Source organism: Zhongshania sp. R06B22, assembly GCF_040892595.1.
GTDB lineage: Bacteria > Pseudomonadota > Gammaproteobacteria > Pseudomonadales > Spongiibacteraceae > Spongiibacter > Spongiibacter arctica.
Map to the genome: position 1 here is coordinate 863,180 of NZ_JBFRYB010000001.1, position 25,454 is coordinate 888,633.

At 48.9% G+C, this 25,454-nt stretch carries 25 protein-coding genes; 19 read left to right on the plus strand and 6 right to left on the minus strand.

Features of this window, described 5'->3' with window-relative positions:
* Positions 1–56 precede the first annotated feature (56 nt).
* Positions 57–641, minus strand: a complete 585-nt coding sequence (gene rsmD / locus AB4875_RS03930; protein ID WP_368374744.1) for a 16S rRNA (guanine(966)-N(2))-methyltransferase RsmD — start codon at positions 639–641, stop codon at positions 57–59.
* 87 nt (positions 642–728) lie between these two features.
* On the opposite strand from rsmD, the gene ftsY reads away from it, so the two are divergent.
* The 6 genes from ftsY to trmB all read left to right on the plus strand — a co-directional run bounded on the left by ftsY (position 729) and on the right by trmB (position 5,738).
* Positions 729–1,844 (plus strand): signal recognition particle-docking protein FtsY, encoded by a 1,116-nt coding sequence (ftsY, locus tag AB4875_RS03935; protein WP_368374745.1) that lies wholly within the window; start codon positions 729–731, stop codon positions 1,842–1,844.
* On the plus strand, positions 1,841–2,518 hold the full coding sequence (gene ftsE, locus AB4875_RS03940) for a cell division ATP-binding protein FtsE (protein ID WP_368374746.1): 678 nt from the start codon (positions 1,841–1,843) through the stop codon (positions 2,516–2,518). Before ftsY ends, ftsE begins: the two co-directional genes overlap by 4 nt.
* A 13-nt stretch (positions 2,519–2,531) precedes the next feature.
* Entirely contained in the window at positions 2,532–3,539 is a 1,008-nt protein-coding gene (ftsX, locus tag AB4875_RS03945; protein ID WP_368374747.1) for a permease-like cell division protein FtsX, read from the plus strand.
* A gap of 122 nt (positions 3,540–3,661) precedes the next feature.
* Entirely contained in the window at positions 3,662–4,510 is an 849-nt protein-coding gene (gene rpoH / locus AB4875_RS03950) for an RNA polymerase sigma factor RpoH (RefSeq protein ID WP_368374748.1), read from the plus strand.
* 158 nt (positions 4,511–4,668) lie between these two features.
* The gene (locus AB4875_RS03955) at positions 4,669–5,043 is read left to right on the plus strand and encodes a DUF423 domain-containing protein (protein WP_368374749.1); all 375 of its coding nucleotides are present in this window, start codon (positions 4,669–4,671) and stop codon (positions 5,041–5,043) included.
* Positions 5,043–5,738, plus strand: coding sequence for a tRNA (guanosine(46)-N7)-methyltransferase TrmB (gene trmB, locus AB4875_RS03960; RefSeq protein WP_368374750.1), 696 nt, complete (start codon positions 5,043–5,045; stop codon positions 5,736–5,738). The genes AB4875_RS03955 and trmB overlap by 1 nt, the downstream gene beginning before the upstream one ends.
* Positions 5,739–6,008: 270 nt before the next feature.
* Here trmB and AB4875_RS03965 read toward each other — a convergent pair whose 3' ends face one another.
* The gene (locus tag AB4875_RS03965) at positions 6,009–6,917 is read right to left on the minus strand and encodes a response regulator (RefSeq protein ID WP_368374751.1); all 909 of its coding nucleotides are present in this window, start codon (positions 6,915–6,917) and stop codon (positions 6,009–6,011) included.
* Positions 6,914–10,282, minus strand: a complete 3,369-nt coding sequence (locus tag AB4875_RS03970) for a hybrid sensor histidine kinase/response regulator (protein WP_368374752.1) — start codon at positions 10,280–10,282, stop codon at positions 6,914–6,916. The genes AB4875_RS03965 and AB4875_RS03970 overlap by 4 nt, the downstream gene beginning before the upstream one ends.
* 425 nt (positions 10,283–10,707) lie before the next feature.
* Between AB4875_RS03970 and urtA the strand changes: the two genes are divergently transcribed.
* From urtA to AB4875_RS04020, 10 genes are all read left to right on the plus strand, one after another.
* Positions 10,708–11,955, plus strand: coding sequence for an urea ABC transporter substrate-binding protein (urtA, locus tag AB4875_RS03975; RefSeq protein ID WP_368374753.1), 1,248 nt, complete (start codon positions 10,708–10,710; stop codon positions 11,953–11,955).
* A 118-nt stretch (positions 11,956–12,073) separates the two neighbouring features.
* Positions 12,074–12,997 (plus strand): urea ABC transporter permease subunit UrtB, encoded by a 924-nt coding sequence (gene urtB / locus AB4875_RS03980; RefSeq protein ID WP_368374754.1) that lies wholly within the window; start codon positions 12,074–12,076, stop codon positions 12,995–12,997.
* Between the two features lie 54 nt (positions 12,998–13,051).
* Complete coding sequence (urtC, locus tag AB4875_RS03985) at positions 13,052–14,206, plus strand: urea ABC transporter permease subunit UrtC (protein ID WP_368374755.1); 1,155 nt, start codon at positions 13,052–13,054, stop codon at positions 14,204–14,206.
* On the plus strand, positions 14,203–14,949 hold the full coding sequence (urtD, locus tag AB4875_RS03990; RefSeq protein ID WP_368374756.1) for an urea ABC transporter ATP-binding protein UrtD: 747 nt from the start codon (positions 14,203–14,205) through the stop codon (positions 14,947–14,949). Before urtC ends, urtD begins: the two co-directional genes overlap by 4 nt.
* Positions 14,950–15,026: 77 nt before the next feature.
* Positions 15,027–15,716, plus strand: coding sequence for an urea ABC transporter ATP-binding subunit UrtE (urtE, locus tag AB4875_RS03995; RefSeq protein ID WP_368374757.1), 690 nt, complete (start codon positions 15,027–15,029; stop codon positions 15,714–15,716).
* Between the two features lie 236 nt (positions 15,717–15,952).
* Entirely contained in the window at positions 15,953–16,390 is a 438-nt protein-coding gene (locus tag AB4875_RS04000) for a MarR family winged helix-turn-helix transcriptional regulator (RefSeq protein ID WP_368374758.1), read from the plus strand.
* Positions 16,391–16,506: 116 nt separating this feature from the next.
* Entirely contained in the window at positions 16,507–16,962 is a 456-nt protein-coding gene (locus AB4875_RS04005) for a DMT family transporter (RefSeq protein ID WP_368374759.1), read from the plus strand.
* A 408-nt stretch (positions 16,963–17,370) separates the two neighbouring features.
* Positions 17,371–18,606, plus strand: coding sequence for a formamidase (gene fmdA / locus AB4875_RS04010; protein WP_368374760.1), 1,236 nt, complete (start codon positions 17,371–17,373; stop codon positions 18,604–18,606).
* A gap of 100 nt (positions 18,607–18,706) precedes the next feature.
* Positions 18,707–19,093 (plus strand): FmdB family zinc ribbon protein, encoded by a 387-nt coding sequence (locus AB4875_RS04015; protein ID WP_368374761.1) that lies wholly within the window; start codon positions 18,707–18,709, stop codon positions 19,091–19,093.
* 134 nt (positions 19,094–19,227) lie between these two features.
* Positions 19,228–20,178, plus strand: coding sequence for an AEC family transporter (locus tag AB4875_RS04020; protein ID WP_368374762.1), 951 nt, complete (start codon positions 19,228–19,230; stop codon positions 20,176–20,178).
* Between the two features lie 38 nt (positions 20,179–20,216).
* Here AB4875_RS04020 and purK read toward each other — a convergent pair whose 3' ends face one another.
* A complete protein-coding gene (purK, locus tag AB4875_RS04025; protein WP_368374763.1) occupies positions 20,217–21,290 on the minus strand; it encodes a 5-(carboxyamino)imidazole ribonucleotide synthase in 1,074 nt (357 codons plus the stop codon).
* The gene (gene purE, locus AB4875_RS04030) at positions 21,290–21,781 is read right to left on the minus strand and encodes a 5-(carboxyamino)imidazole ribonucleotide mutase (protein ID WP_368374764.1); all 492 of its coding nucleotides are present in this window, start codon (positions 21,779–21,781) and stop codon (positions 21,290–21,292) included. The genes purK and purE overlap by 1 nt, the downstream gene beginning before the upstream one ends.
* A gap of 357 nt (positions 21,782–22,138) precedes the next feature.
* Between purE and arsS the strand changes: the two genes are divergently transcribed.
* The 3 genes from arsS (at position 22,139) to AB4875_RS04045 (ending at position 24,681) form a co-directional block, all read left to right on the plus strand.
* On the plus strand, positions 22,139–23,092 hold the full coding sequence (arsS, locus tag AB4875_RS04035; protein WP_368374765.1) for an arsenosugar biosynthesis radical SAM (seleno)protein ArsS: 954 nt from the start codon (positions 22,139–22,141) through the stop codon (positions 23,090–23,092).
* Positions 23,093–23,155: 63 nt separating this feature from the next.
* Positions 23,156–23,596 carry a DUF2834 domain-containing protein gene (locus AB4875_RS04040; protein ID WP_368374766.1) on the plus strand — a complete coding sequence of 147 codons (441 nt, stop codon included), beginning with the start codon at positions 23,156–23,158 and terminating at the stop codon, positions 23,594–23,596.
* A 50-nt stretch (positions 23,597–23,646) separates the two neighbouring features.
* On the plus strand, positions 23,647–24,681 hold the full coding sequence (locus tag AB4875_RS04045; protein WP_368374767.1) for a methyltransferase domain-containing protein: 1,035 nt from the start codon (positions 23,647–23,649) through the stop codon (positions 24,679–24,681).
* Positions 24,682–24,728: 47 nt separating this feature from the next.
* On the opposite strand, the gene arsH is transcribed toward AB4875_RS04045, so the two are convergent.
* Complete coding sequence (gene arsH / locus AB4875_RS04050; protein WP_368374768.1) at positions 24,729–25,433, minus strand: arsenical resistance protein ArsH; 705 nt, start codon at positions 25,431–25,433, stop codon at positions 24,729–24,731.
* Positions 25,434–25,454 lie beyond the last annotated feature (21 nt).

Below are 25,454 nucleotides of genomic sequence, written 5' to 3' on the forward strand. Positions count from 1 at the left end.
TGAAGTTTCTCCCACTGCCGTTTTAAGCCAATCCTTTATGCGTGTCATTCATTAGATTAAGCATGAACGGAAATTAGACGGTAACTAACGTTTCCGGCTCTCTTGTCTTTATCGATATACCAATTCTCGGGGAGTGCGGGCAGCGGCTCATTTGCTGCTGTTTCAACATAAATGAGAGTGCCATTGGCTAGGTGCTGCTTTGCTAGGGCTGCGATGGTCGGGGCTAGCAGGTCTTGGTGAAATGGTGGGTCGATAAAAATAATCTGCTGCGTTACGGCTGTGCTTGCAAGATATGCCTCAGCGGTTTGGCAGTGCACCGCCGCCTTATTGCACTTGAGTGTGATCAGGTGCTCCCGTATTTGCCGACAGGTCTGGGTATCTGCCTCGACAAAGTCACAGTGCGCAGCATAACGCGATAATGCCTCTAGCCCTAGGGCGCCAGATCCGCCAAATAGGTCTAGGCAGCTCGCGTCGTGGATATGGGGGCTAAGCCAGTTAAACAGGGTTTCGCGAATCCGGTCGCTGGTTGGTCGCAGCCCTTCAGCTGCTTTAAAGGATAGTTTTCTGCTGCGCCATTGGCCGCCGATGATTCTTAGCGTGCCCTGTGTTTCTTTGCTGTGTTGACCTTGCGGTTTGCGCATGGGATTCCGGTGCCAGTTACTCAGAGAAATGGTAGGATAAGGCTTTTATTTTTGCTGTAAACCTCACCTCGGAATTTATATACCCGCATGACAGATAACGCCACACCACCGGAACTAGAGTCGGAAGCTAAAAAGAAGGGATTATTCGCCCGGTTTAAAGAGTCTTTTGTTGGTTCAGAGGAAGATCTAGCGGCATTGGCCGCGGCTGAAGGCTTTATTGATGATGCCGAAATTGCCCCATGGCAGCATCTGGAATTGTCACCAGAGGAGCAGGCGTCTCTGCTGGTTCGCTTCCGTGAGGGTCTGAGTAAGACCGGCGCCCAGCTGGGTGAGGGCATGGCCAATTTATTCCTCGGCCGCAAAGAGATTGATGATGAATTGCTCGAAGAGATTGAGACGCATCTCTTAATGGCGGATGTGGGGGTGGATGCGACCCAGGAGATCATTAGTAATCTCACCAGTAGAGTGTCGCGCAAAGAGCTAAATGATCCCGAAGCCTTGTATGTCGCGCTGCAAGAAGAGCTGAGCACCATGCTTGCGGCGGCGGAAGAAGAATTGATAATCCCAGTTAGTGACAAGCCCTATGTGATTTTAATGGTTGGCGTAAACGGGGTAGGTAAAACCACCACAATAGGCAAACTCGCGAAGCAGCTTCAGGTTGGTGGCCGCTCAGTGATGCTGGCAGCGGGCGATACTTTCCGTGCTGCGGCGGTTGAGCAGTTACAGGTGTGGGGTGAGCGTAACGACGTGCCAGTTATTGCGCAGCATACTGGTGCCGATTGCGCCTCGGTGTTGTTTGATGCTCTTCAGGCGGCGAAGGCACGCCATATTGATGTTTTGATTGCGGACACGGCTGGTCGTCTGCATAACAAAGACAATCTAATGGAAGAATTGAAAAAGGTCGTTCGGGTGCTTAAAAAGCTCGATCCCGAAGCGCCGCATGAGGTGATGTTAGTGCTGGATGCCGGAACCGGTCAAAACGCTTTGTCGCAGGTTCAGCATTTCCAGAAGGCGGTTGGTGTTACCGGGCTAACCATAACGAAGCTCGACGGCACAGCGAAGGGTGGTATTGTCTTTGCAATCAGCAAGCAGCTAGGTATTCCTATTCGCTTCATTGGTGTGGGTGAGGGGATTTTGGATTTACGGCCCTTCCGTGCTAATGAATTTGTCGGCGCCTTATTTGGGTGGCAGCAGAAACAATGATTGAGTTTGATCAGGTCTGTAAACGTTACGACGGTGGTTATGAAGCGCTTACTAAGCTGAGCTTTCATATTCCTCGTGGCGAAATGCGGTTTTTAACCGGTCATAGCGGCGCCGGCAAAAGCACATTGCTGAAGCTAATTATGGTGATGGAGCGCGCTAGCTCAGGCCAAGTCATTGTTGGCGGCCGAAATTTGTCGCGTTTGCCGGCGCGCAATATTCCAGAAGTGCGCCGTGAAGTGGGTGTGGTCTTTCAGAATCATCAATTATTGTTTGATCGCACGGTATACGACAATGTGGCATTGCCACTTATTATTGCCGGCTATGGCCATCGAGATGTCGGTCGCCGAGTTCGGGCCGCCTTAGATAAAGTTGGTCTGCTGGATAAAGAGCGAAAAAATCCGGTTACGCTGTCTGGCGGTGAGCAGCAGCGGGTGGGTATTGCTCGTGCGGTGGTTAACAAACCGGCCTTATTGCTGGCCGACGAACCCACCGGTAACTTAGACCCGCAATTATCCGCTGAAATTATGCATTTGTTTGAGCAGTTTAAGCAGGTTGGCGTCACGGTATTAATTGCGACCCATGATTTAGGTTTAATTGCGCGTATGCCATATCGTCTACTGACCTTGCGTAAAGGTCAGCTTGTTAAGCCAGGCGGGGATGGCGATGCGTCCTAATAAGCAGAATAAAATGAACAAGCGGCGCTTGGAGAGGCTGCAGACGCCAGCAGCCAGAAAGGACGTGAAAGGCGCGCGCAAACATAAAACCAGCTTTCGTGATCGCCTTGCGGGCTACCGCAGTCATCACCAGCAAGTGGCCGTCGATAGCTTGAGGCGTTTAGTTATTAGTCCCGCGACCTCGTTGATGACCATCTTGGTGATTGCCATTGCGCTGGCATTACCCGCTGGCCTGTATATCGGCTTGAATAATATTGATGCGGTAAGCGATGGCTGGGAAGGCGCCGCGCGCATCTCCTTGTTTCTAAAGCCAAACGTAAGCGCTCCACAGGCAGAGACCTTGCGGCGTAATATTGCGGAGCGCGACGGCGTGCTCGTGGCGGAATATATCTCCCCCGATACTGCACTGGCGGAGTTTCGCGCTAGTTCTGGTTTTGGCGATGTGCTAGATCAGCTCGACGCCAACCCCCTGCCTGGCTTGATTGTAGTGACCCCCCGCGAGGCCAATGTGTCAGCAAGCGCAGTGACTGCCTTGCAGACCGAGCTGGGGCAACTGCCGCAGGTAGAGCTTGCCAAATTAGATATGGAGTGGCTTCAGCGCCTTAATCGTATTACCGAGTTGGGGCGGCGTTTAACCCTGGCCTTAGCGGCAATGCTCGCGGTGGGCGTGCTGCTTATTATTGGCAACACGATTAAATTAGCAATAGAGGGTCGGCGTGACGAGATTCTGGTTGTGAAATTAGTCGGTGGCACCAATGCGTTTGTACGCAGGCCTTTTTTGTATACTGGTTTATGGTACGGTCTTGGGGGCGGCTTGATGGCTTGGCTGCTCGTGCAGGGTGGCTTGTGGTGGCTGCGCGGCCCCATTGCAGATTTATCTCTTTCTTACCAGAGTGACTTTCACCTATTGGGCCTAGGTTTTCTTGAGACTATAGTGTTGTGGCTTTTTGCCGCGGCCTTGGGTTTATTGGGGGCGTGGTTGGTAGTGGGCCGTGAACTGCGGGCGATAGAGCCGCGATGAGTAGCGCCAGCCCGCGATATAGGGGGTTTTTGGCCCAAGCACTTGAACTTTACTGCGTTTGGTACTCTAATAAGCAGCGGTAAAAAACGTAGTTTCATCAATGAATTTTAGGAGGATGTGCGATGAGTAGTCATTTACAGCCGATACAGCAGCTTGTACCGGGTGGTGATCTCTCTGCATACATTCAATCGGTCGGCAGTATTCCGGTGCTCAGTGCAGAGCGCGAGCGGGAGCTGGCTGAGAGCCTTTTTTATCACGGCAATGTAGAGGCGGCCCGCCAGTTGGTTATGTCGCATCTGCGGTTTGTGGTACATATTGCAAAAAGCTATAAAGGGTATGGCTTGGCGCAAGCTGATTTAATTCAGGAAGGAAATGTTGGCTTAATGAAAGCCGTTAAGCGCTTTGATCCTGAAAAAGGCGTACGCTTGGTATCATTTGCCGTTCACTGGATTAAAGCAGAGATTCATGAATACGTCCTCCGCAACTGGCGTATTGTTAAAATAGCCACCACCAAGGCGCAACGTAAATTGTTTTTCAATCTGCGCAGTGCAAAAAAACAGCTATCTTGGCTGAGCAACGATGAAGTGCATGCGGTTGCTGCTGATTTAGGTGTGGATGTCGCTGAAGTACGACGAATGGAAGGGCGCCTAAGCTCGGTAGATGTTGGTTTCGATGCCGATACTGACGATGAGCGCGGTCCTGTTGCTCCAGTACACTATCTTGAAGATCACAGTACTGATCCTGCTTTGCTGTTGGAATCTGACAATCTGGAAGAGAATAACCACCAGAGTCTGTCGCTGGCCTTGTCTGATCTAGATGAGCGTAGCCGCGACATCCTGCAAAGCCGCTGGTTAAGCGATACCAAAGCAACCTTGCATGACCTCGCTGATCGCTATGGTATTTCAGCAGAGCGTATTCGCCAGCTCGAACAAGCGGCCATGAAAAAGCTGCGTGTGGCGATGGAAGCGTAATTACACCCTCGGTTCATGTCTTTATATTCAAATAAAAGCCTCGCATCGCGAGGCTTTTGCATTATTAGTGCTTAAATTGTCATTCGCCTAGGCCGCTGTCTTTTGTAAGCCCGCTGACATCCGTACAATAAGCCTTCAATTACTATCTGGGCAGGCCCATGGCATCGTTAACGCTTTTTATAGCGGCAATTCTTGGTTTTCTTGCAGTCGGCTTAGGTGCCTTTGGCGCACACGGTTTAAAAGCGACTTTATCTGCGGATATGATGGCGGTTTATCAAACCGCTGTTCAGTACCATTTCTATCATTGCTTCGCATTACTCATCGTCGGCTTGCTTATGTATAGCGGTGTTCAGCATATGTCGCTGCGAGTATCTGCGGTGCTATTTTTTGTGGGTGTACTGGTATTCAGCGGTAGCTTATATGCCATGGCGTTCACGGGAGCGCGGTGGTTGGGAGCGATTACCCCCATCGGCGGCCTAATGTTTTTAGTGGCCTGGGCGTGTCTGGCCTACTCTGCATGGAAAGCAATGTAATGACTGATAACGTCGCACCTATCCGTCGTCGCATTAAGAGCTTTGTCCTTCGCACCGGACGCATGACCGACGGGCAACGGCGCGCCTACGAGATTAATTGGACCGAGCTGGGTTTGCAGCGCAGCGACGGCATGCAAAATTTTGAAGCCACCTTTGGGCGCGTCGCACCGGTCGTATTGGAAATTGGTTTCGGTATGGGCGACTCTCTTGCAGAAATGGCGGGGAGTGCTTTAGAGAATGACTTTATTGGCGTCGAAGTCCACACCCCGGGCGTTGGTCGTTTGATGTACTTGGTGCAGGACGCCGGTCTGACAAATGTTCGCACCTACGAAGACGATGCGGTGGAAGTGCTGGCGCATTGCATTCCCAATGACAGTTTAAGCCGTATTCAAATTTATTTTCCTGATCCTTGGCACAAGCTGCGCCACCATAAGCGTCGCCTCATTCAAGGCCCATTTGTTCAGGTTTTGCGCAGCAAGCTTAAAATCGGCGGTGTTTTGCACTTGGCTACCGACTGGCAGCATTATGCCGAGCATATGATGACGGTAATGAGCGATGCTGAAGGCTATAGCAATGTGGCCGGTGTCAGCCAATATTCGCCGCGACCAGATTATCGGCCGATCACCAAGTTTGAAAAGCGTGGTGAGCGTCTGGGTCACGGCGTTTGGGATTTACTATTTACCAAAACTAACTAGTCCTTCGCACGGCGTGCAATATCTTGGGGCGGGCGCACCACGACCAGATCCATATTGGTGCGCAGGCTCTAATAATGATATTGGGTGCCTGCGGTCACAGTTTGTGAGATCCCAGAGCGCTTACATTTAAACGCGGCAATAGTAACAGCGCATTACTAAATATAGATTCCCCACTTGCCCGTGATTCTCTGGATATTGCTTATCAGCGCAGAGTGTTTGAGTGCCGAATTGACTAGCGTCTAAGTCAGAACATCTACCGAGCAAGACAATTTAATTTTGTAAGTGTTTAAGTGCAATTACTGCTGCGGCAGTGCGGTTTTCAACGTTGAGTTTTCGGAAAATTTGTTCCAAGTGCTTATTCGCAGTGCGCGGGCTCATGCTTAATATGGTGCCGATTTCCCGATTGGTTTTACCGTGAGCAATCCACAGCAACACCTCAGACTCACGTTCGGTCATCGGCAGCGCGGAGCGCAGCCGGTCAACGTCAGAAGGCCGCTCCATGTCGATTAACTGGAGTAAGTATTCGTCGCTGCCAGTTTGACTGATGTAGCGGATTTCCAAGGCCTTTTCGGCAGCTTTAATTAATAAACCTTTTTCTTTATTAAAATGCGGTGCAAGCAGTTGGCGTAGCTGGGTGGGCAAATTTTCGCTCAACCACTGCGTATCTAGCCCGGCGTCTTCAAGTAAGTGATAGGCCTGCGGCGTGGCCCATAAGAGATTGCCATCAGCTGCGGCGGAAAATAGAAATTGCCCCGCGCTATCCAGTGCTACTCTAGCGCTTAATGTCAGGCGCGCATTACTCAGATGCGCCAGCATTCTGGCGATCAACTCGTCGCCTTTTACAGGCTTTGTAATATAGTCGACACCACCGGCTGTAAAACCTTTAACAATGCTTTCAGTATCACTAAGCCCTGTCATAAATATGACAGGGATATGCGCCAGATCCCGATTTTCTTTGAGCCTGCGACATGTTTCAAAGCCGTCCATATTTGGCATCAGTGCGTCCATTAAAATCACGTCTGGCGTAATGTTGGCGGCGATAGTTAGGGCTTGGGCTCCTTCTAAGGCAACAAGTACGGTAATTCCCGCCTGATCTAGGGTGTCGTTCAGCATGCTGAGTGTGTCGGGGGAGTCATCGACAATCAGAACAACGTCTTTTTTACCACGATAAGTGTTCATGATGAGGTGTCGTCCAAAGCATTAATGAGTGCGCCAAACTGAAATCCGGCAGTAAGTTCTTGTAAGGTGCTCACTGTCGCAGGGTCGGCATTACCTTCTTCAGAAATTTTGTCCAAGCAGTGCTTGATTCCCTTTGCGTAACCTATTTTTGCAAGTTGGATAAGTTCGCGGCGATTCTCATCGCTAAGGGGCACACCCAAATTTACCGGCGTGGTGGCGGCGGAAATAGACGCTACACGGTGTTCTTCAGATTCATACTGCCAGACTATAGCGGCGTGCTTAGCTAAATAGTTGAGCAGTTGTGACAGGCGAATGGGTTTAAAAAGGTAGGCGTCGTGGGGCGGGACATCGCTGCTCTCTGGTGTCACTTCGGCGGCATTAGCCGAGATCATAATAATAGTCGCATTGTGAATGCGTTCGCGAATAGTGGCCGCAAGTTCCCAGCCGCTCATTCCCGGCATTGAAATGTCTAATAAGAAAATGTGTGGCTGCGGATCACAGTAACGCAGCATATCCAAGCAGGTGTTGCCATCCGGGGCGGATATTACATTGAACCCAAGTGGCTTAAGAAAATCGTTTAACAAGCTGCGATGAGTGGGTTCATCATCGACAACAAATAGGGTTTTCTCGCCGCCCTTGTAGCCAATAATTTTCCGTTCCAGCGGTGAAGACACTGCTAGGCGGTCAGTACTACTTAACATCAGTGATAATTTTACTTCGCTGCCGACACCCACTTCGCTATGAATGGCGATATCACCACCCATAATATCGGTGAGCAAGCGGGTGATTGTCAGACCTAAACCCGTACCGGTGGTATGCGGTGAGCCCGGCTTGCGAACGCGCTCAAAGGGTTGAAATACCCGTTCTATATCGTCAGCGGCAATGCCGATGCCGGTGTCATTAATAATAAATTCCGCGACCTGATTGCGGTAGCTAACAGTAAAATTTACCCGACCTTCGGGAGTGTACTTAATGGCATTGGAAATAAGATTGATGAGGATCTGACGCAGGCGTTTCTCGTCGGTTTTCACCGTCTCGGGTAATGGCGTCAGCCGGTCATAGCTAAAGCCAATACCTTTTGCCTGCGCTTGAACCTGAAACATGCTGATTATTTGATCCAGCAAATTGCCAATATTGACGTCCGAGGTAGAGAGCTCAAGTCGGCCCGCTTCAATGCGGGAAATATCCAGTAGCCCCTCTATTAGGTCGGCCAAGTGTTCGCTGCTGCGGCGAATAACTTTGAGAGCATCAAGTCTGCTTGCTGGAATACTGGGGTCTTTTTCTAGAAGCTGTGCATAGCCTAGTATTGCATTAAGTGGTGAGCGCAGCTCGTGGCTGATCCCAGTAAGATAGCGGGTTTTGGCTTGGTTTGCTGATTCTGCGATTTCCTTTGCTTGTTGCAATTGCATATCGGTTTGTTTATGAGCCTCAATTTCTGTCATCAGTAATTCGGTTTGACGTTGTGACTCTTCCTGGGCCACGCGGCGACTGTCATGCACCAAGGCAAACATCCACGCGAGAATTCCGGACACAATAAGTAGGATAAAGAAGACATTGCTGAGCGCGCTAGCAGCAAGGCTGCGCTCCATACCTTCGTCAATGGTGATCTGCACATAAACTAGTGCCAATACACTGGCGATCATAAAGCTTATTAGCGTAAATAAGCCGATGAAGTGGCCGGTTCGGGTATTTAGTGAGCGAATCCATGTGAGTGGCAAGATAAAGCTAAGCGCACTAGTTAGCTGTTCTGCCATGCGCGAGTTAGTTTTACACATATCGTGACAACGGCTGTCCAGTGAGCAGCACAGCGAACATATTGGGCCGGAATAGGCGGGGCAGTGACTCATATCCTCGCCTTCAAACTGGTGATAGCAAAGACAACATCGCAGTGAAGCGTGGCTGCTGGCTAAGAGGGGCTCTCTAGCAATATAGAATTTGCCTTTGCTTAACCAGCAAATCAAAGGGGCAAAAATAAATGTACTGCCTAGCGCGATATATGATGCCAGTGCCTGAGCGGTTTCACCTAGCTGACCGAAGTGGGCGAGAAAGCCCAGTATCGATGCAATCAGCATAGAGCCAACGCCCACCGGATTGATATCGTAAAGGTGGGCGCGCTTAAATTCCATAGTAGCGGGGCGCAGACCCAGCGGACGGTTTATGACCAGGTCTGCAACCAGCGATCCTACCCACGCTAGGGCAATAATCGAATAAGCGGTGAGAATCTCTTCCAATACTCGGTAGATGCCAAGTTCCATAAGTAGCAGTGCAATCGTTACATTGAACACTAGCCACACTACTCGACCGGGGTGATTGTGGGTGAGGCGGGAGAAGAAATTGGACCACGCAATAGATCCAGCGTAGGCATTGGTCACATTAATCTTAAGCTGCGACAAAATAACAAAAGTGCCTACTAAAAAGAGCGTTAATTGCGGTGAATTAGTTAGGTAACTAAAGGCAACTAAATACATTCGGTTAGGATCGGAGGCCTCACTAAATGGAATGCCGTGGCTGAGAGCCAATACCGCCAAGAACGAGCCGATTAGAATTTTAATTGAACCGCTAACAATCCAACCAGGTCCGGCGGCAATCAAGGCCAGCCACCAGCGCCTATCGGGTTTTTCTTGGTGGGGTAAGAATCGCAGGAAATCGACCTGTTCGCCTATTTGTGCGATCAATGAAAAGATAACCGCAGAGGCGGCACCAAACGCGAGAAGGTTTAAATTTGGGTCGCTGTCGGGTGCCGTAAAGTCGATCCAATTATCAAAGGCGTCGTCAGATTGAACGACGATACACACTAGCGGCAAGAGCTGCAGTATTACCCAAAGCGGTTGCGTCCACAGCTGAAAACGGCTGATAAATGTAATGCCGTGAGTTACTAAGGGGATAACCACCACTGCGCTAATGAGGTAGCCGTATCGGAGGGGGATATCCAGCGTTAACTCTAGGGCGAGCGCCATAATGGCGGCTTCTAGTGCGAAGAATATAAACGTGAACGAGGCGTAAATTAGCGAGGTTATGGTAGAGCCAATATAGCCGAAACCCGCTCCGCGAGTGAGTAGATCGATATCAACCCCGCGGCGGGCGGCGTGATAACAAATGGGCAAGCCGGTCAGAAAAATAATGATCGTAACCGCAACGACCGCCGCTACGGTGTTACTGAAGCCATAGCTCAGGGTGATCGCACCGCCTATCGCTTCAAGAGCTAGAAACGAAATAGCACCGAGCGCCGTGTTTGATACCCGCGCGACTGTCCAGCGACGGGCACTTTTGGCGGTAAACCGTAGTGCGTAGTCTTCCAGTGTCTCGTTCGCGACCCACCGATTGTATTTGCGGCGAACGCGAAACACCCGTTGCTGGGGATTCATAGCGGTAAACTCATTTCTATGCGCATAAATAGTGCCGATGTGGGGCTGGCAACGGCGCATTGTCTGGGAATGCAAACGAATAGCCTGAAGATATCAATTGGAAAGCACTGCTTGGCTTACTTCTGGCTAGAGACTAGCTAGTGCGTTGCAGGAAAGGTGCCACCACAAAAACTCTCTTAGTCTGCGGCGACGTCTGCGCAAATTAAGAATACGAAAATTTGATACTGCTTAAATATCAATGCCGATCTTTTCACCTGCGATCCATATCCTAGCCCGCTGAGGTTAGAAACTATCTCGCCCGCTCAGTTGGCGGTATACGTCATTTAACATAGTGAGGTGGAGCATTCACCTCATGGTGAGTCGAGGTACTTCTGCGGAAACTGCTAGCTGTCGAATCAAGTAACCGTAGCGTAGGAGAAGTAACGATGAGTGACAAATCCAATAATCGGCGTTTCTGGGGTCGCCGCAAGGTGGTTCGAGCAATAGGCGCTCTGCCACTGGGAATCCTCCTAGCGTCGCAGTTGAGCTGGGCAGCGCCTGCCACAACCACTGGCCAAGCGGTAACTGATGATACCGTCACGGTGGGTATATTACATTCACTAACAGGCACCATGGCGATTAGTGAGACGGGTGCACAAGAAGCTGAAAAACTGGCTATTAAGCAAATCAATGAATCTGGCGGTATTTTGGGTCGCCAAATCAAAATCATTCAAGAAGATGGCGCCAGTGATTGGCCGACCTTTGCAGAGAAAAGTCGCAAGTTGTTGGTGAATGACAAGGTGGCAGCGGTATTTGGCTGCTGGACATCGGCATCCCGCAAAGCCGCACTGCCCGTATTTGAAAAAGAAAACGGTCTACTCTACTACCCAACTTTCTATGAAGGATTGGAACAGTCTAAAAACGTAATTTACACCGGCCAGGAAGCCACTCAGCAGATTCTAGACGGTTTGAATTGGGTAGCTAAAGAGAAGGGTGCAAAGACTTTCTATCTGATCGGTTCTGATTACATTTGGCCACGTACTTCCATGAAAATTGCCCGTAAACACATTGAAACCGTGTTAGGTGGCAAGGTTGTGGGCGAAGAGTACAAGCCGCTGGGCGATACCCAGTTCGGTACGGTCATCAATAAAATCCGTTTGAAAAAGCCTGATGTTATTTATGCCGCGGTAGTAGGTGGTAGTAACGTCGCATGGTTTAAGCAGCTTAAAGCAGCCGGGATAACCTCTAAGAAACAAACGCTACTGACTATCTCGGTAACCGAAGATGAAGTGCTGGGCATCGGTGGTGAAAACCTCGAAGGCTTCTACTCCATCATGAAGTACTTCCAGAGTCAGGATAACCCCAACAACGTGGCCTTTGTGAAAGCGTTTAAAGAAATGTGGGGCGATGACAGCGTAATTGGCGATGTAACTCAAGCCGCCTACCTAGGGCCTTGGTTATGGAAGGCAGCTGTTGAGAAAGCCGGTACCTTCGACGTTGACGCGGTAGTGGCGGCATCTGAAGAAGGTGACATCGAGTTGACCACCGCACCAGAAGGCTATGTAAAGCTTCACCCCAATCACCATCTATGGAGCAAGGCGCGCGTCGGCAAGTGGAAGAAAGATGGTCAAGCTGAAGTGGTGTATACCTCTGAACTGCTCGAGCCAGATCCATTCCCAGAAGGTTACCAATAGGCCCGCGGGCTTGTACTGAAAATATCAGAAATACCGGCGAACATGGATGTTCGCCAATCCCTTTTAAGTAATTAAGTGTGCAAAGAATGTTGACGTATTTATTAGCGGAGGCTAAGTAATGGGCGGTTATAGCTACGATGAGTTAGGCGCGATATTCGCAATGCAAGGCTTCGCCGGCATCAGCTTGTTTAGCGTACTGTTGCTGATGGCCTTGGGGCTCGCAATTATATTTGGACAAATGGGCGTTATTAACATGGCCCACGGCGAATTTATGGCCGCGGGTGCGTATACCACCTATTTGATTTCTTCTTTAACGGAAACGTATATTCCGGCATTCATGCCCTACTATTTCGTATTTTCGATAGCAGCCGCGTTTCTGGTTGCAGGGGTGTTGGGCTATCTAGCAGAATTTATATTAATAAGGCATCTCTATAAGCGGCCTCTAGATACGCTGTTAGCGACCTGGGGTTTGAGCTTAATTATGCAGCAATCCTATCGCTCTATATTTGGCGCAAGGGAAGTCAGTCCTACCTTACCAGATTGGCTGATGGGATCAGTTCAGCCGACAGACATGATCGATATTCCAATCAACGGAATGTTTGTACTCGGTTTGACGATATTTACTACCTTAGCGGTGTTCTATCTCATGTTTAAATCCAGATGGGGTTTGCGAGTGCGTGCCACTACCCAAAACCGGGTGATGAGTGGCGCAGTGGGTATCAATACCAAAAAAGTTGACCGCTACACTTTTGCTCTCGGTTGCGGTATTGCTGGTATGGCCGGCGCGGCATTTACCACTATTGCCTCTACCGGACCAACCACGGGAACACTGTATATCGTCGATACATTTATGGTTGTGGTCTTCGGTGGCGCTGCTAGTTTGTTCGGCACAATCGCTTCAGCATTTTCCATCGCACAGGCGCAATCAATCCTCGAATTCTTTATCAGCGGATCAATGGCCAAAGTCTTTACCTTGCTCACCTTGGTAATAATTTTGATGTTCAAACCAGAAGGCCTATTCGCCAGCAAGGTTCGTCGCTAAGACGAACCTACTTCGGATGTGGCGCGCCTGGTTCTAAATTATTAGGAGTTAATGATGAGCTTTGTTTACGAAAAATTGTTTGGTGATAAAAAAGGCTTAATAGGATTTTGCATACTAGCGACGCTTATCCTTGTTGTCTTTCCGCTGTTTCTCGATTCATTTAGATTGAACCTAGTTGGTAAATACCTGACCTATGCCTTTGCGGCGGTGAGCTTAGTTTTGCTGTGGGGCTACGGTGGTACCTTGAGCTTGGGGCAGGGTATCTTTTTTGGGCTTGGCGGTTACGCCATGGCGATGTTCTTAAAACTAGAGGCGTCGTCGCCAGAGAACACAGCCATCCAGTCGACGCCGGGTATTCCTGATTTTATGGACTGGAACCAGATAACGGAACTTCCGGCGTTCTGGATGCCATTTCACAGCTTCACATTTACCTTGATTGCCATCTTAGTCGTGCCGACCTTCTTTGCTTATATCATTGGTGCGGCGATGTTTAAGCGTCGGGTTGGTGGTGTGTACTTTGCGATAATAACCCAGGTAATTTCGGTTATCTTAACGGTCTTAATCGTCGGTCAGCAGGGCTTAACTGGCGGCATCAACGGTATCACCGATCTCCGTACTCTCAATGGCTGGGATATCACCTCAGATAGCGCTAAAAATCTGTTTTACTTTATCAATTGCTTTCTTTTACTAGCAGTTATTATCGCGTCTCGTTTTGTACTCACCAGTAAGTTTGGTCGCTTATTGCTGGCTATGCGCGACAAAGAAGATCGAGTTCGCTTTTCGGGCTACGACGTTGCCAACTTTAAAATATTTGTATTCTGCTTTGCGGCGATGATCTCAGCCATTGGCGGGGCAATGTTCACCTTGCAGGTTGGTTTTATGTCGCCGTCGTTTGTTGGCATCGTACCCTCTATCGAAATGGTTATCTTCGCTGCCGTTGGTGGTCGTATGTCACTTATTGGCGCGGTGTATGGCACCTTGTTAATCAACTTTGGTAAAACCGTTTTCTCCGAATCCTTTCCTGAGTTGTGGTTGTTTTTGATGGGTGGCTTATTCATTGCCGTGGTGATGTTTTTTCCAAACGGCTTGGCAGGTTTGTGGGATGACTACGGTCACCACATCACTAAGCGCTTAGAGTTTATAAAGAGCTTATTCGAAAAAAACAAAGCTGACACAGACAATGTTGAGCTGGAAGGAACAAAATCATGAGTACGAATACTAATTTTACGCTTGCGATTGAAGACCTAACCGTGTCCTTTGACGGCTTTAAAGCGGTAGATAGTTTAAATTTCTACTTAGAAAAAAATGAACTTCATGTCGTTATTGGTCCAAACGGCGCAGGGAAAACCACCGTGCTGGACTTGATTTGCGGTAAAACTAAATCGACGTCCGGTAGTATTAAATTTCTTAACACCGAACTTACCAATCTCGCTGAACATCAGATTGTTAGAGCGGGTGTGGGCCGTAAGTTTCAAACCCCATCCATTTACGAAAATCTAAGTGTGATGGAGAATTTAGAGATCTCCTATCCACGTGGTCGGGGTGTCTTTGGTTCGCTTATGTTTAAACACGACCGCCAAGTGAGCGACAAAATAATGGAAGTCGCTAAACAAATCATGCTCGAAGATTCCCTAGATACTGAAGCGGGTTTATTAAGCCATGGCCAAAAGCAGTGGCTAGAGATAGGTATGCTGCTGATTCAGGATCCCCAGCTGCTAATGCTGGATGAACCTGTTGCCGGGATGAGCGTTAAAGAGCGAGAGCAAACCGCTGAGTTACTAAAAAAGATTAGCCAGGGCCGTTCGGTATTGGTTATTGAGCACGATATGGATTTTGTGGCGCGTATTGCTCAGAAAGTAACAGTATTACATCAGGGGAAAATTCTTGCTGCGGGTGATATGGAAGACGTGCAGAAAGACCCGAAGGTGATAGAAGTGTATTTGGGGCACTAGCGGGAGTTATATCTAAGTCACTATGTGTTCATTGCGTAAGCTGCCAAACAAGATGCTAGGGTGAGGTGAAAATTTGTATGTTAAATGTTTCTAATTTGAAAGTTTGCTACGGTCAAAGTGAAGTTATTCACGGCCTAAATTTTACCGTGCCGAAGAATGAAACACTGGCAATTATGGGCCGCAACGGTATGGGTAAGACCACCTTATTTAAGTCTCTTATTGGTATTCTGCCGACCTCAGAGGGTAGTATTAGTATTGACGGTATTGACGTCACCGATAAGGAAAGTTTTCAGCGCGTAGCCAGCGGTATTGCCTATGTGCCACAGGGTAGGATGATCTTTCCTTCGTTAACGGTACAGGAAAATATCGAAACCGGTATGGAAGTTTCTAAGCTTAAAAAGATTCCCGACGATATTTACGCCTTATTCCCTGTCTTGGCAGAGATGCGAAAACGCAAAGGCGGTAATCTCTCTGGTGGTCAACAGCAGCAGCTCGCCATCGCCAGAGCGCTGGTGACCAACCCCAAGGTGCTGTTGCTAGACGAACCCACTGAGGGTATTCAGCCTTCAATTATTAAAGATATTGCCAACGTATTGAACGAGATTAAAAAATTACGCGATATTACGATTATCGTTTCTGAGCAGGTCTTGAGCTTCACCATGACAGTTGCAGATCGTATTATTGTGATCGACAAGGGTAACTTTATTCATGAAGACCTGAGAGCCGATGTCGATACCGCGAAAATTAGAGCCTATTTATCGGTCTAATAACTAGTTGGCTGGTGTTTGCGCATAGATAATATTATGGATGTAAGAGCCAGTGCCTAATATCTATTGCCTTATGGTCGGCCGGCTGCCTAGCGCAGTCCGTGGCGTGGCAGTTTTCCCGCTTATCTGTGTAGTACTTTGATTATTCCCATACGCCACCTTTTGTAAGGAGGCTTGACCCCTTCAATATATACCTGCACAATACCTGATTGATCAAGTATTATGCAGGTATATTTATGAGCGATATAGCAGTGCACACCGAAGCCACAGTGCTTCAATTCCTAGAGACTGCTGCGGCCTTGGAGCGTCGATTAGATCGTGTGCTATCGAACACCAAGGGTATTAGCTTTAGTGAATATCGCCTATTAAAGACGCTTGCGGAGGCGAGTGCAGGCGGCTTACCAAGGATCGAATTGGCAAGCTCGGTAGGTCTTACAGCCTCAGCCGTAACCAGAGCGCTCAAGCCGCTGGAGAAGCTTGGCTACATCGCTACCGAGCGCAGCGAGCGCGATGCTAGGCAAAGCCTCGCAAGCATCACCTCGGCTGGGAATGAGTTGTTGGCAGACGCCCAGAGCATACTGCGGGATGGCCTTCGGGAGTTACCCGTTAATACTTTAAATCAACAAAAAGTGACTGAATTCCAGGCTCGCTTAAGTGAATTAAACGGACGCTAAAAATAATATTGGATTTAAATTTCCTTTTTTACGCGGGCAGTATTTTCAGTGGCGCTGTAATACGTTCACCTTGGGTGGCAATGCCTACGCTTCAATTGACTTAGTCAGAGATACTCATGAATAGCAGCTATTTTTACTCCTCTATAATGCTTGTCGCTGGCTTTGGTATTCCGGTCATGGCTGCGCTGAATGGTGGTCTGGGAGCCAAATTAGGTAATCCAGCGTTGGCCTCGACGCTTCTGCTATTGGTGGGCTTGCTACTCAGCGTAATTTATTTGCTAGTTACTGAAGGCGTGCCAACGCGTTTTTATGACACTTCAATCCCTTGGTATTTCTATACTGGCGGCGTTGTAGTTACATTCTACAATTTAGCGATAACGTGGATCGCGCCGCGCTTTGGTATATCTAATACCGTTTCCTTTGTTCTATTGGGGCAGTTGCTAGCGATGACGCTCATTGATCATTATGGTCTTATCGGCGCCCCGCAGTATCCTATTAGCCTGCGTCGTTTAGCCGGCTTGGTGTTGATGGTAGCGGGCGTATTTTTGGTATTGGGTCGGAGTACGAAATAGTTTTTACATGCGATATATTTATAACAGTCACATGGGTGGCTGTGATTACTAAGTAAACGCGACGTGTCTCAGTAAAATGATGGAACATTTTACATATTGTTCGTATAGCGATTCCCATTTTCACTCTTCACCGCCAGCGAGCCAAGTTATTTATATAGAGCTAGGTGGTGGGAAGAATCCGCACTATCCCCCCTTCTTTTCTCCTTTGTCGTGAGACTCGCTAATAGTCTCCTACGTCATTTAACGTAGCTCTATAGGCAATTGACTAATACCGGTTTTGCTATTGATTACCGATAGTAAGGTCATGGCGACGACGGTGTTTTCGGGTATCAGGCCTTGGGCAAGATATAACAATAAACCGGTCGTGGCGCTATTCAGAATTTCCTATGACTGATCCGGAGAAGAACGATGGCTGAAACAATCATCAAAGTTGACTTGAGTAAATCGGCGTACGACAACGACATGATTCATAATCGTTGGCATCCTGATATTCCCATGGTGCAGATGGTAAAACCCGGTGATGATTTTAAAATTGAATGTGTGGATTGGACTGGCGGCCAGATTAACAATAATGACTCTGCCGACGATGTGCGTGATGTTGATTTAAGTAAGGTGCACTTTCTGTCTGGGCCGGTAGGGGTTGAAGGTGCCGAGCCGGGTGATTTATTAGTAGTCGATATTTTAGACATCGGTACTTTTGAAGAAAGCCAATGGGGTTTTAATGGTTTTTTCTCTAAGCAAAATGGCGGCGGGTTTTTAACAGAGCACTTTCCTGAAGCGCAAAAATCGATCTGGGATTTTAACGGTATGTTTACCAAATCTCGCCATGTGCCCAATGTTGAATTTGCAGGCTTAATCCATCCCGGTTTGATTGGCTGCTTACCGTCGCGTGAGATGCTGGACGAATGGAATACCCGTGAGAAAGCGCTGGTTGATACCGACCCGCAACGGGTACCAGAACTAGCAACCTTGCCATACGCAGATACAGCGCACATGGGGCGGATGAAAGGCGACGCAGCGACAGCGGCTGCTGCTGAGGGCGCGCGTACTGTTCCCCCGCGTGAGCACGGCGGTAACTGCGACATTAAAGATTTGTCCCGCGGAGCCAAGGTGTACTTCCCTGTTTATGTTAAAGACGCTGGCCTAAGTGTGGGTGATCTTCACTTTAGTCAGGGTGATGGTGAAATCACTTTCTGTGGTGCTATCGAAATGGCGGGATGGATTCATATCCGGGTGAATTTGATTAAAGACGGTATTAAAAAGTACGGTATTAAGAACCCAATTTTCAAACCAAGCCCGATTACCCCTAAGTATGACGACTATCTTATTTTTGAAGGTATTTCAGTCGATGAAGCGGGTAAGCAGCATTATCTCGATGTCCATATTGCTTATCGTCAAGCGTGTCTAAATGCCATTGAGTATATGACCAAATTTGGCTATAGCCGTGCACAGGCTTATACCATTCTCGGGGTCGCGCCGGTGCAGGGGCATATCAGCGGGGTGGTAGATATACCCAATGCTTGCGCAACGTTATGGCTACCCACCGATATCTTTGACTTTGATATGCAGCCGAACGCTGAGGGGCCAACTAAGATGGTGGATAGCACGGTGGATGTGCCCCTGTCGCCGGACCTTAAGCCTTAAGTTAAGGCTACGTCATAGAGGCTAGGCTTGCCCGTATCTACAGTCTTTCCTGGCGGTGAAACAGGCGAGCAATATAACGTGTTGGACTTGGAGGCAAACGATGCCGGTATACGACTACAAATGTAATGATCATGGTCTATTTCATGACCTGGCGAGCATGAATGAGGCGGCGCTACCCTGTGCTTGTCCGCAGTGTGGCAAGCTTAGCGCGCGAGTAATAATGATACCGCCTGAAGTCTTGGCGATGTCGCCAGCGCGGCGTCAGGCAATAGCTAAAAATGAGAAGGCGGTTCATCAACCAATTATATCGTCAGTGGATTCCAGGGAAGACCTAGCCCAACGGCGTGCACATGCTGCAGCAAAAAAAGGCTGTGGCTGCAGCGATAATGCCCACCCGGATCGCAGTAGCTTGCGCCAACAGGCTATTTACCTGCCTGACGGCAGTAAGGTTTTCCCCTCTCAGCGACCCTGGATGATTAGCCACTGATGTGACTTTGACATTCTCCGTGGAAAGGGGCATTGAAGAAGTAGCGTGTTAGCGTTGCTTCTTCTTTTTTATGGCCTTGGTCGATGACGCTCTTTAGATATGTGATACTTGGCTGATATCTAAGAGCGTTTTTCATGCAGACATTTTTACAATCACTATCGTATTCCTTTTCAATCACTGGCCCCATTTTTGTGGTGCTGGCCCTCGGCGTATATTTAAATCGCGCCCAAATCATTAACGATAATTTTATCGAAATTGGCAGTAAGCTAGTTTTCAATATTACTCTGCCAGCCCTGCTGTTTATTAGTATTAGTCAAACCAGTATTGCCGAGTCGGCCAATCTTAAATTAGTGCTTTTTGGCCTGGTAGCGACATTTGCGGTCTATCTAATGTTAGAGCTTGTGGCGCGATGGCTGATTCCACGGCGTGAAGATCGGGGTGTAGTAGTGCAGGGTGGTTTCCGATCCAATATGGGCATTATTGGTCTAGCGTACTGCGTTAATGCCTATGGTGGGCCAGGATTAGTTGCGGCGTCTTTGTACTTGGCTCTGGTCACGATTCTTTACAATATTCTGGCGGTCATCACTCTTAATCGCAGTATGAATCGAGCGGGCGGCGTGGCCAAAACCTTAAAGGATATTGCCCGCAACCCTATTATTCTCAGTATTGTTGCGGCTTTGCCCTTCGCCACAATGGCTTGGCCGCTGCCGAGTTTACTGTTGCGCAGTGGCGAGTATTTTGCCCAAATGACACTGCCACTTGCCTTGTTGTGCACGGGGGCGAGCTTGAATTTTAAGGCTTTGCGCGCCGATCTAAATAGCGCCTTGGTCAGCGCCATCTGTAAATTGATGGTGGTGCCTATACTGCTGATTAGCGGCGGTATTGCCTTGGGTTTTCGGGGAATGGACTTAGGTGTGTTGGCGCTAATGTCCTCCGCGCCGACGGCGGCAGCCAGTTATATTATGGTGAGGGCGATGGCGGGTAATGCGGCGCTGGCAGCCAATATCATTGTCATGACCACGCTGGGGTCGCTATTCAGCACCAGTTTGATCATGTTTGTTTTACACGGCTTGGGGCTTTTGTAGGTCTGAAATTAAAAGCTAAGCCCCAATGCAAGGTATGACTAGGCTCGCGCCAATTCTGTTTCTACCCAATTAAATACGTCTTGATAATGCTCTGGCAGTAGCTCGCGCAATTCGTGCAAGGCTGTTTGCAGGGCACTTTTTTCTGGGTGATTAAGGTTGATGTGACCAAGCTTGCGACCCGGTCGAACGTCTTTGCCGTACCAATAGCACTGGGTAGATGGAATTTTCATCCAATCGAGTTCACGCTCCACGCCAATGATATTAATCATCACGCTGTAGCCGCGAACCTCGGGGGCCTTAATAGGCAAGCGACTTACCGCCCGTAAATGCATTTCAAATTGGCTGACGCAGGCGCCGGCCTGAGTCCAGTGACCACTATTGTGAACCCGCGGTGCAAGTTCATTGACGATGAGTTGCTCGCCAACACGAAAGCACTCCATAGCCATCACGCCAACGTAGTTAGCCGAGTCCATGATTTTACCCAACATTGCTTCGGCGGTGTCTTGCAAGTGCGCCACCCGGGAGAGCGGGGCGATCGACGCCATCAAAATACCATTGCGGTGTAAATTCAGCGTTAAGGGGTAGAACACTTTTTTACCGTCTTGGTCTCTCGCGCCAATTAGTGACAATTCCTCATCAAATGGTATTTTCTTTTCGGCAATCCCGGTGCCACGCCAGTCGGCAGGAACGTCGCCGCCCTGATCTTGGTATAGCCAATGCTGTCCCTTGCCATCATAGCCACCTTCGCGACGCTTAAGCAGCACATCGCAGCCTAACTCGGCGTGTAGGGCTGCCGCCTTGGTATCAACTTCCACAGAGCACCAGGGTGCGGTGTTGATCTCGAGGCTATCGAGCATGGTTTTTTGGTGAAAGCGGTCGGCTATCTTGCCGAAAATATCGGCATTCATGAAGCTGGCTTGCTGGCTCATGTAGCGCGTTACTGGCGTGTCTGGCCACTGTTCGCGCTCAACAGTAACAATGTCGTCATCCTTTATATTTGGCAGCTGCTCGCTGTCAGGTTCAACCGGCTCAACCCTAAGGGCTAGGGGGTAGGCTGCCTGCTTGAGCATGGCGCCTAATTGTCCGGCGCCGAGAACCCATACCGTTGGCATTACGTGTTCCTCGGGTCCGGATTGTCTAATACGTCTTGGGTTTGCTTGGCGCGAAAGGCTTCCAGGCGACTCGCTAACTCGGCGTCGCTAAGAGCCAAAATTTGGCAGGCCATTAAGCCGGCATTGAAGGCGCCGGCACTGCCAATGGCCAGGGTGCCAACGGCGATGCCCTTAGGCATCTGCGCGATAGAGAGTAAGCTGTCGACACCGTTTAATGCCTTGCTTTGCACTGGCACACCTAGAACGGGTAGACGAGTTTTCGCTGCGACCATGCCGGGTAAGTGCGCTGCGCCGCCGGCGCCCGCAATAATCACCTCAAAGCCACGACCGATGGCCTGGCTGGCAAATTCCATTAACTTGTCCGGAGTGCGGTGGGCCGAGACCACTTCTACATGGTGCTCTACGCCAAGCTCGCTCATGATCTCGGTGGCTGGGCGCATTGTTTCCCAGTCACTTTTTGAGCCCATGATCAGGGCAACTTTTGCGGTCATTGCTTTGCTCTCTTCGCGTGAAAGCGGCGTATTATACGGTAATTCTTTGTTTTAGGCGGAATCTCAGCATAAATCTCATCAAAACATCTAATATGTGTGCGTCATTTCCGCTTCTTAAAGATTTAGCGTGTCGGGTAAGGTATTGTAATTGTGAGAGAAATATACCCATGACGGCAAGTGCCGACGAGGTATTATTTTTGCGTAATAATAGGTTTTTCAATGCCTGCCGACCTTGGTTTGTGGTCTGTTGGCAGCGCTCTGCCGTAGGGGCTCTGTGGGCGTGGCGTGTAACACGGTGTGTAACAACGCTGCGGCTCGCGAGTCAGTCTTAAACATTAGGATAAAATAGGGGCGAAAATGCACGATACTATGGTGCTACTGGAAGTCACCGACTTCCCAGCTATATCCCGTAAGTCACTGGATATCTTGCAGGTAAATCTCGGCTATAAATGTAATCAGCGGTGCTTACATTGCCATGTAAATGCAAGCCCAGAGCGCACCGAAATGATGTCGGCGGAGATGATCGCACTTATTCCCGAGGTCTTGCTGGCTAGAAATATTCAGAAACTCGACCTGACCGGCGGCGCGCCAGAAATACATGAGCATTTTCGTGAGCTTGTCAGCGCCGCGGTAAAAATCGGGGTAAAGGTAATCGATCGCTGTAATCTAACGATTTTGTTTGAGCCAGGCCAAGAAGGCTTGGCAGAATTTCTGGCCGCTAATAAAGTAGAAATAGTGGCGTCGCTACCGTGCTATTCACTAGAAAATGTCGATGCCCAGCGTGGCGAGGGCGTGTTTGATAAAAGCATTGCGGGCCTGCAATTATTAAACTCTTTAGGTTATGGCATGCCGGGTTCGGATTTGGTTTTGAATTTGGTCTTCAATCCCCAGGGGCCCTCGTTGCCGCCAAATCAACAAGCTTTAGAAGCAGATTATCGTCGTGAGCTGCGCGCCAAATTTGATATTGAATTTAATAATTTGTTTGCCTTGGCAAATATGCCGATCAAGCGATTTGGTTCTACTTTGGTGTCGAAAGGACAGTTCAAACCTTATATGGATTTGCTCAAAGATAATTTTAGCGAAGCGAATCTAGAGTCTCTCATGTGTCGAAATATGGTCAGTGTGGATTGGCTAGGTAATTTGTACGACTGCGATTTTAATCAGTTGCTGGAGCTGCCAGTGCCCGCAAAAGGCAACCGTCATCTGCGCGATTTATTGAAAGTAGATATTGATGGTAGTGATATTGCTATTGCGGATCATTGCTTTGCTTGCACTGCGGGTCAGGGCAGTAGTTGTGGTGGTGCGCTGTAACTGGTTGTACTAGCGGACTCTCAATAATATTTATTTTCATCAAAAAGATGGTAGGGGTAGTTAATGGAACTGAAAACAAAAGTCCTAGTAGCACTGTATTGCGTAACCGCGCTACTTGCGCTGCTTCTGGCATGGATGCATCTACCTGCCTATTTTGGGAACGGTATTGTTGGCGCAAATGTTCAATTTTGGAAAGATGCGCTTTTTAATGCCAATCCGGCCGGCAGATTTTTAACCGTGGATATTTTGTTTTTAGCCTTTGTCTGCAATGTATGGATGTTTATTGAAGGTCGACGCCTGGGCGTGAAGTATTTATATGTGTATGTAATTGCGGGTGTTTTTATCGCCATCAGTGTTGCCTTTCCCTTGTTTATGGCTGCTAGAGAGCTTCGCGTCGCGGCATTAGATTCGTCTAAGACTGGCTACAATATTAAGGCGGTTGATGTGCTTGCCCTAATGTTTATATTTGCAATCACTCTATTGGCGAGCATTGCCACCTTTTGAATCTTTTGTCTAAAGTAAATGGCGGCTCCCACTCTTATTTAGGAAATGTTATGCACGACGTAGTTCAAGATTACTATGGTAAGCAGCTGCAGAGTTCGGCAGATCTAAAAACCAGTGCCTGCTGCGATTTCACAGCCATGCCGGAATGGCTAAAGCCGGTGTTGGGCAATATCCACGCAGAGGTTCTATCGCGTTACTACGGTTGCGGACTGGTGTGTCCTCCCTTGCTAGAAGGCTGTCGAGTGCTAGATCTCGGCAGCGGCAGTGGGCGCGACGTATATGCTTTAGCGCAGTTGGTGGGTCCACATGGTGAGGTGGTCGGGGTCGACATGACCGACGAGCAATTGGCGATTGCCATAGAGTATCAAGACTACCATAGCGAAAAATTCGGTTTTGATAACGTCCGGTTTTTGAAAGGCTATATAGAAAAGCTTGATGAGTTGGATTTAGAGCCCGGTAGTTTCGATGTGGTGGTTTCGAATTGTGTGATCAATTTGTCGCCCGATAAAGATGCTGTTATTAAAAGTATAAAGCGCTTATTAAAACCGGGCGGGGAGTTCTACTTCTCGGATGTTTATGCGGATCGTCGAGTGCCAGAGGCAGTAAGAAGTGATCCGGTTTTGTACGGTGAATGTCTGGGCGGCGCGCTCTACTGGAATGATTTTATTCAGCTAGCCAAGCGCCATGGCTTTACGGATTCGCGCTTAGTGGAGGATCGGCCCTTAGAAATCACCGATCCAGTATTGGCGGCCCGCTGCGGGAACATCAAATTCTTCTCGGCTACCTACCGGCTATTTAATCTTGATGCGCTCGAAAGCGACTGTGAAGATTATGGCCAGGCGGTAATTTATCGCGGCAGTATTGCCGATAGCCCTGATCGTTTTGTGCTCGACAAACATCATGATATTCAGGCCGGTAAAGTATTTCCGGTATGTGGCAATACCTGGCGGATGTTGCATGACACCCGACTGGCTCCGCATTTTGAATTCATTGGTGACTTTAACCGTCACTACGGTATTTTTGAGGGCTGTGGTGTTGGCTTGCCGTTTGATAGTGGCCTGATTGACGGCGCGCCTTGTTGTTGATGCTGAAGGCGTAGGTCTTTTGCTGTTCAGACTAAGCCAGCTCGGCCTTAGTCTGAGCGTTGAAGGATGCGCTTTTTAAATGCCTCCTGATCCTCTTTGCGCTCGGAATAGCGATCAACAAAATAATCCGCGCTACCTCTAGTGAGTAGGGTGAACTTCACTAACTCTTCCATTACATCAACAATGCGATCGTAGTATGACGACGGTTTCATGCGGTTATTGTCATCAAATTCCAGCCATGCTTTGGCGATAGATGACTGATTGGGAATGGTCAGCATGCGCATCCAGCGGCCGAGTACCCGCAGCTGATTCACAGCGTTAAAACTTTGCGATCCGCCACTAACCTGCATAACGGCGAGGGTCTTACCTTGAGTTGGACGCACCGCTCCTATGCTGAGGGGGATCCAATCTATTTGCGCCTTTATAATACCGGTCATGGCGCCGTGGCGCTCTGGTGAACACCACACCATGCCTTCGCACCAACTCGCTAATTCGCGCAGCTCTTGTACCTTGGGATGTGAGGCATCGCTGTCATCTGGCAGTGGCAGGCCACTGGGGTTAAAAATACGGGTTTCCGCGCCAAAAAACGTAAGTAGTCGCGCGGCTTCTTCGCATGCCATGCGGCTAAATGAGCGTTCTCGTAAAGAGCCGTATAGCAGTAATATTTGGGGTGGGTGATCCAGAGGTTTGAATAATTTTTGTGCGTCGATGGGCTTCAGTAGGTCCGCTTCGATGTTATTGAGTTCGTGCATGGTGATGTCCGTTTAGTGTGT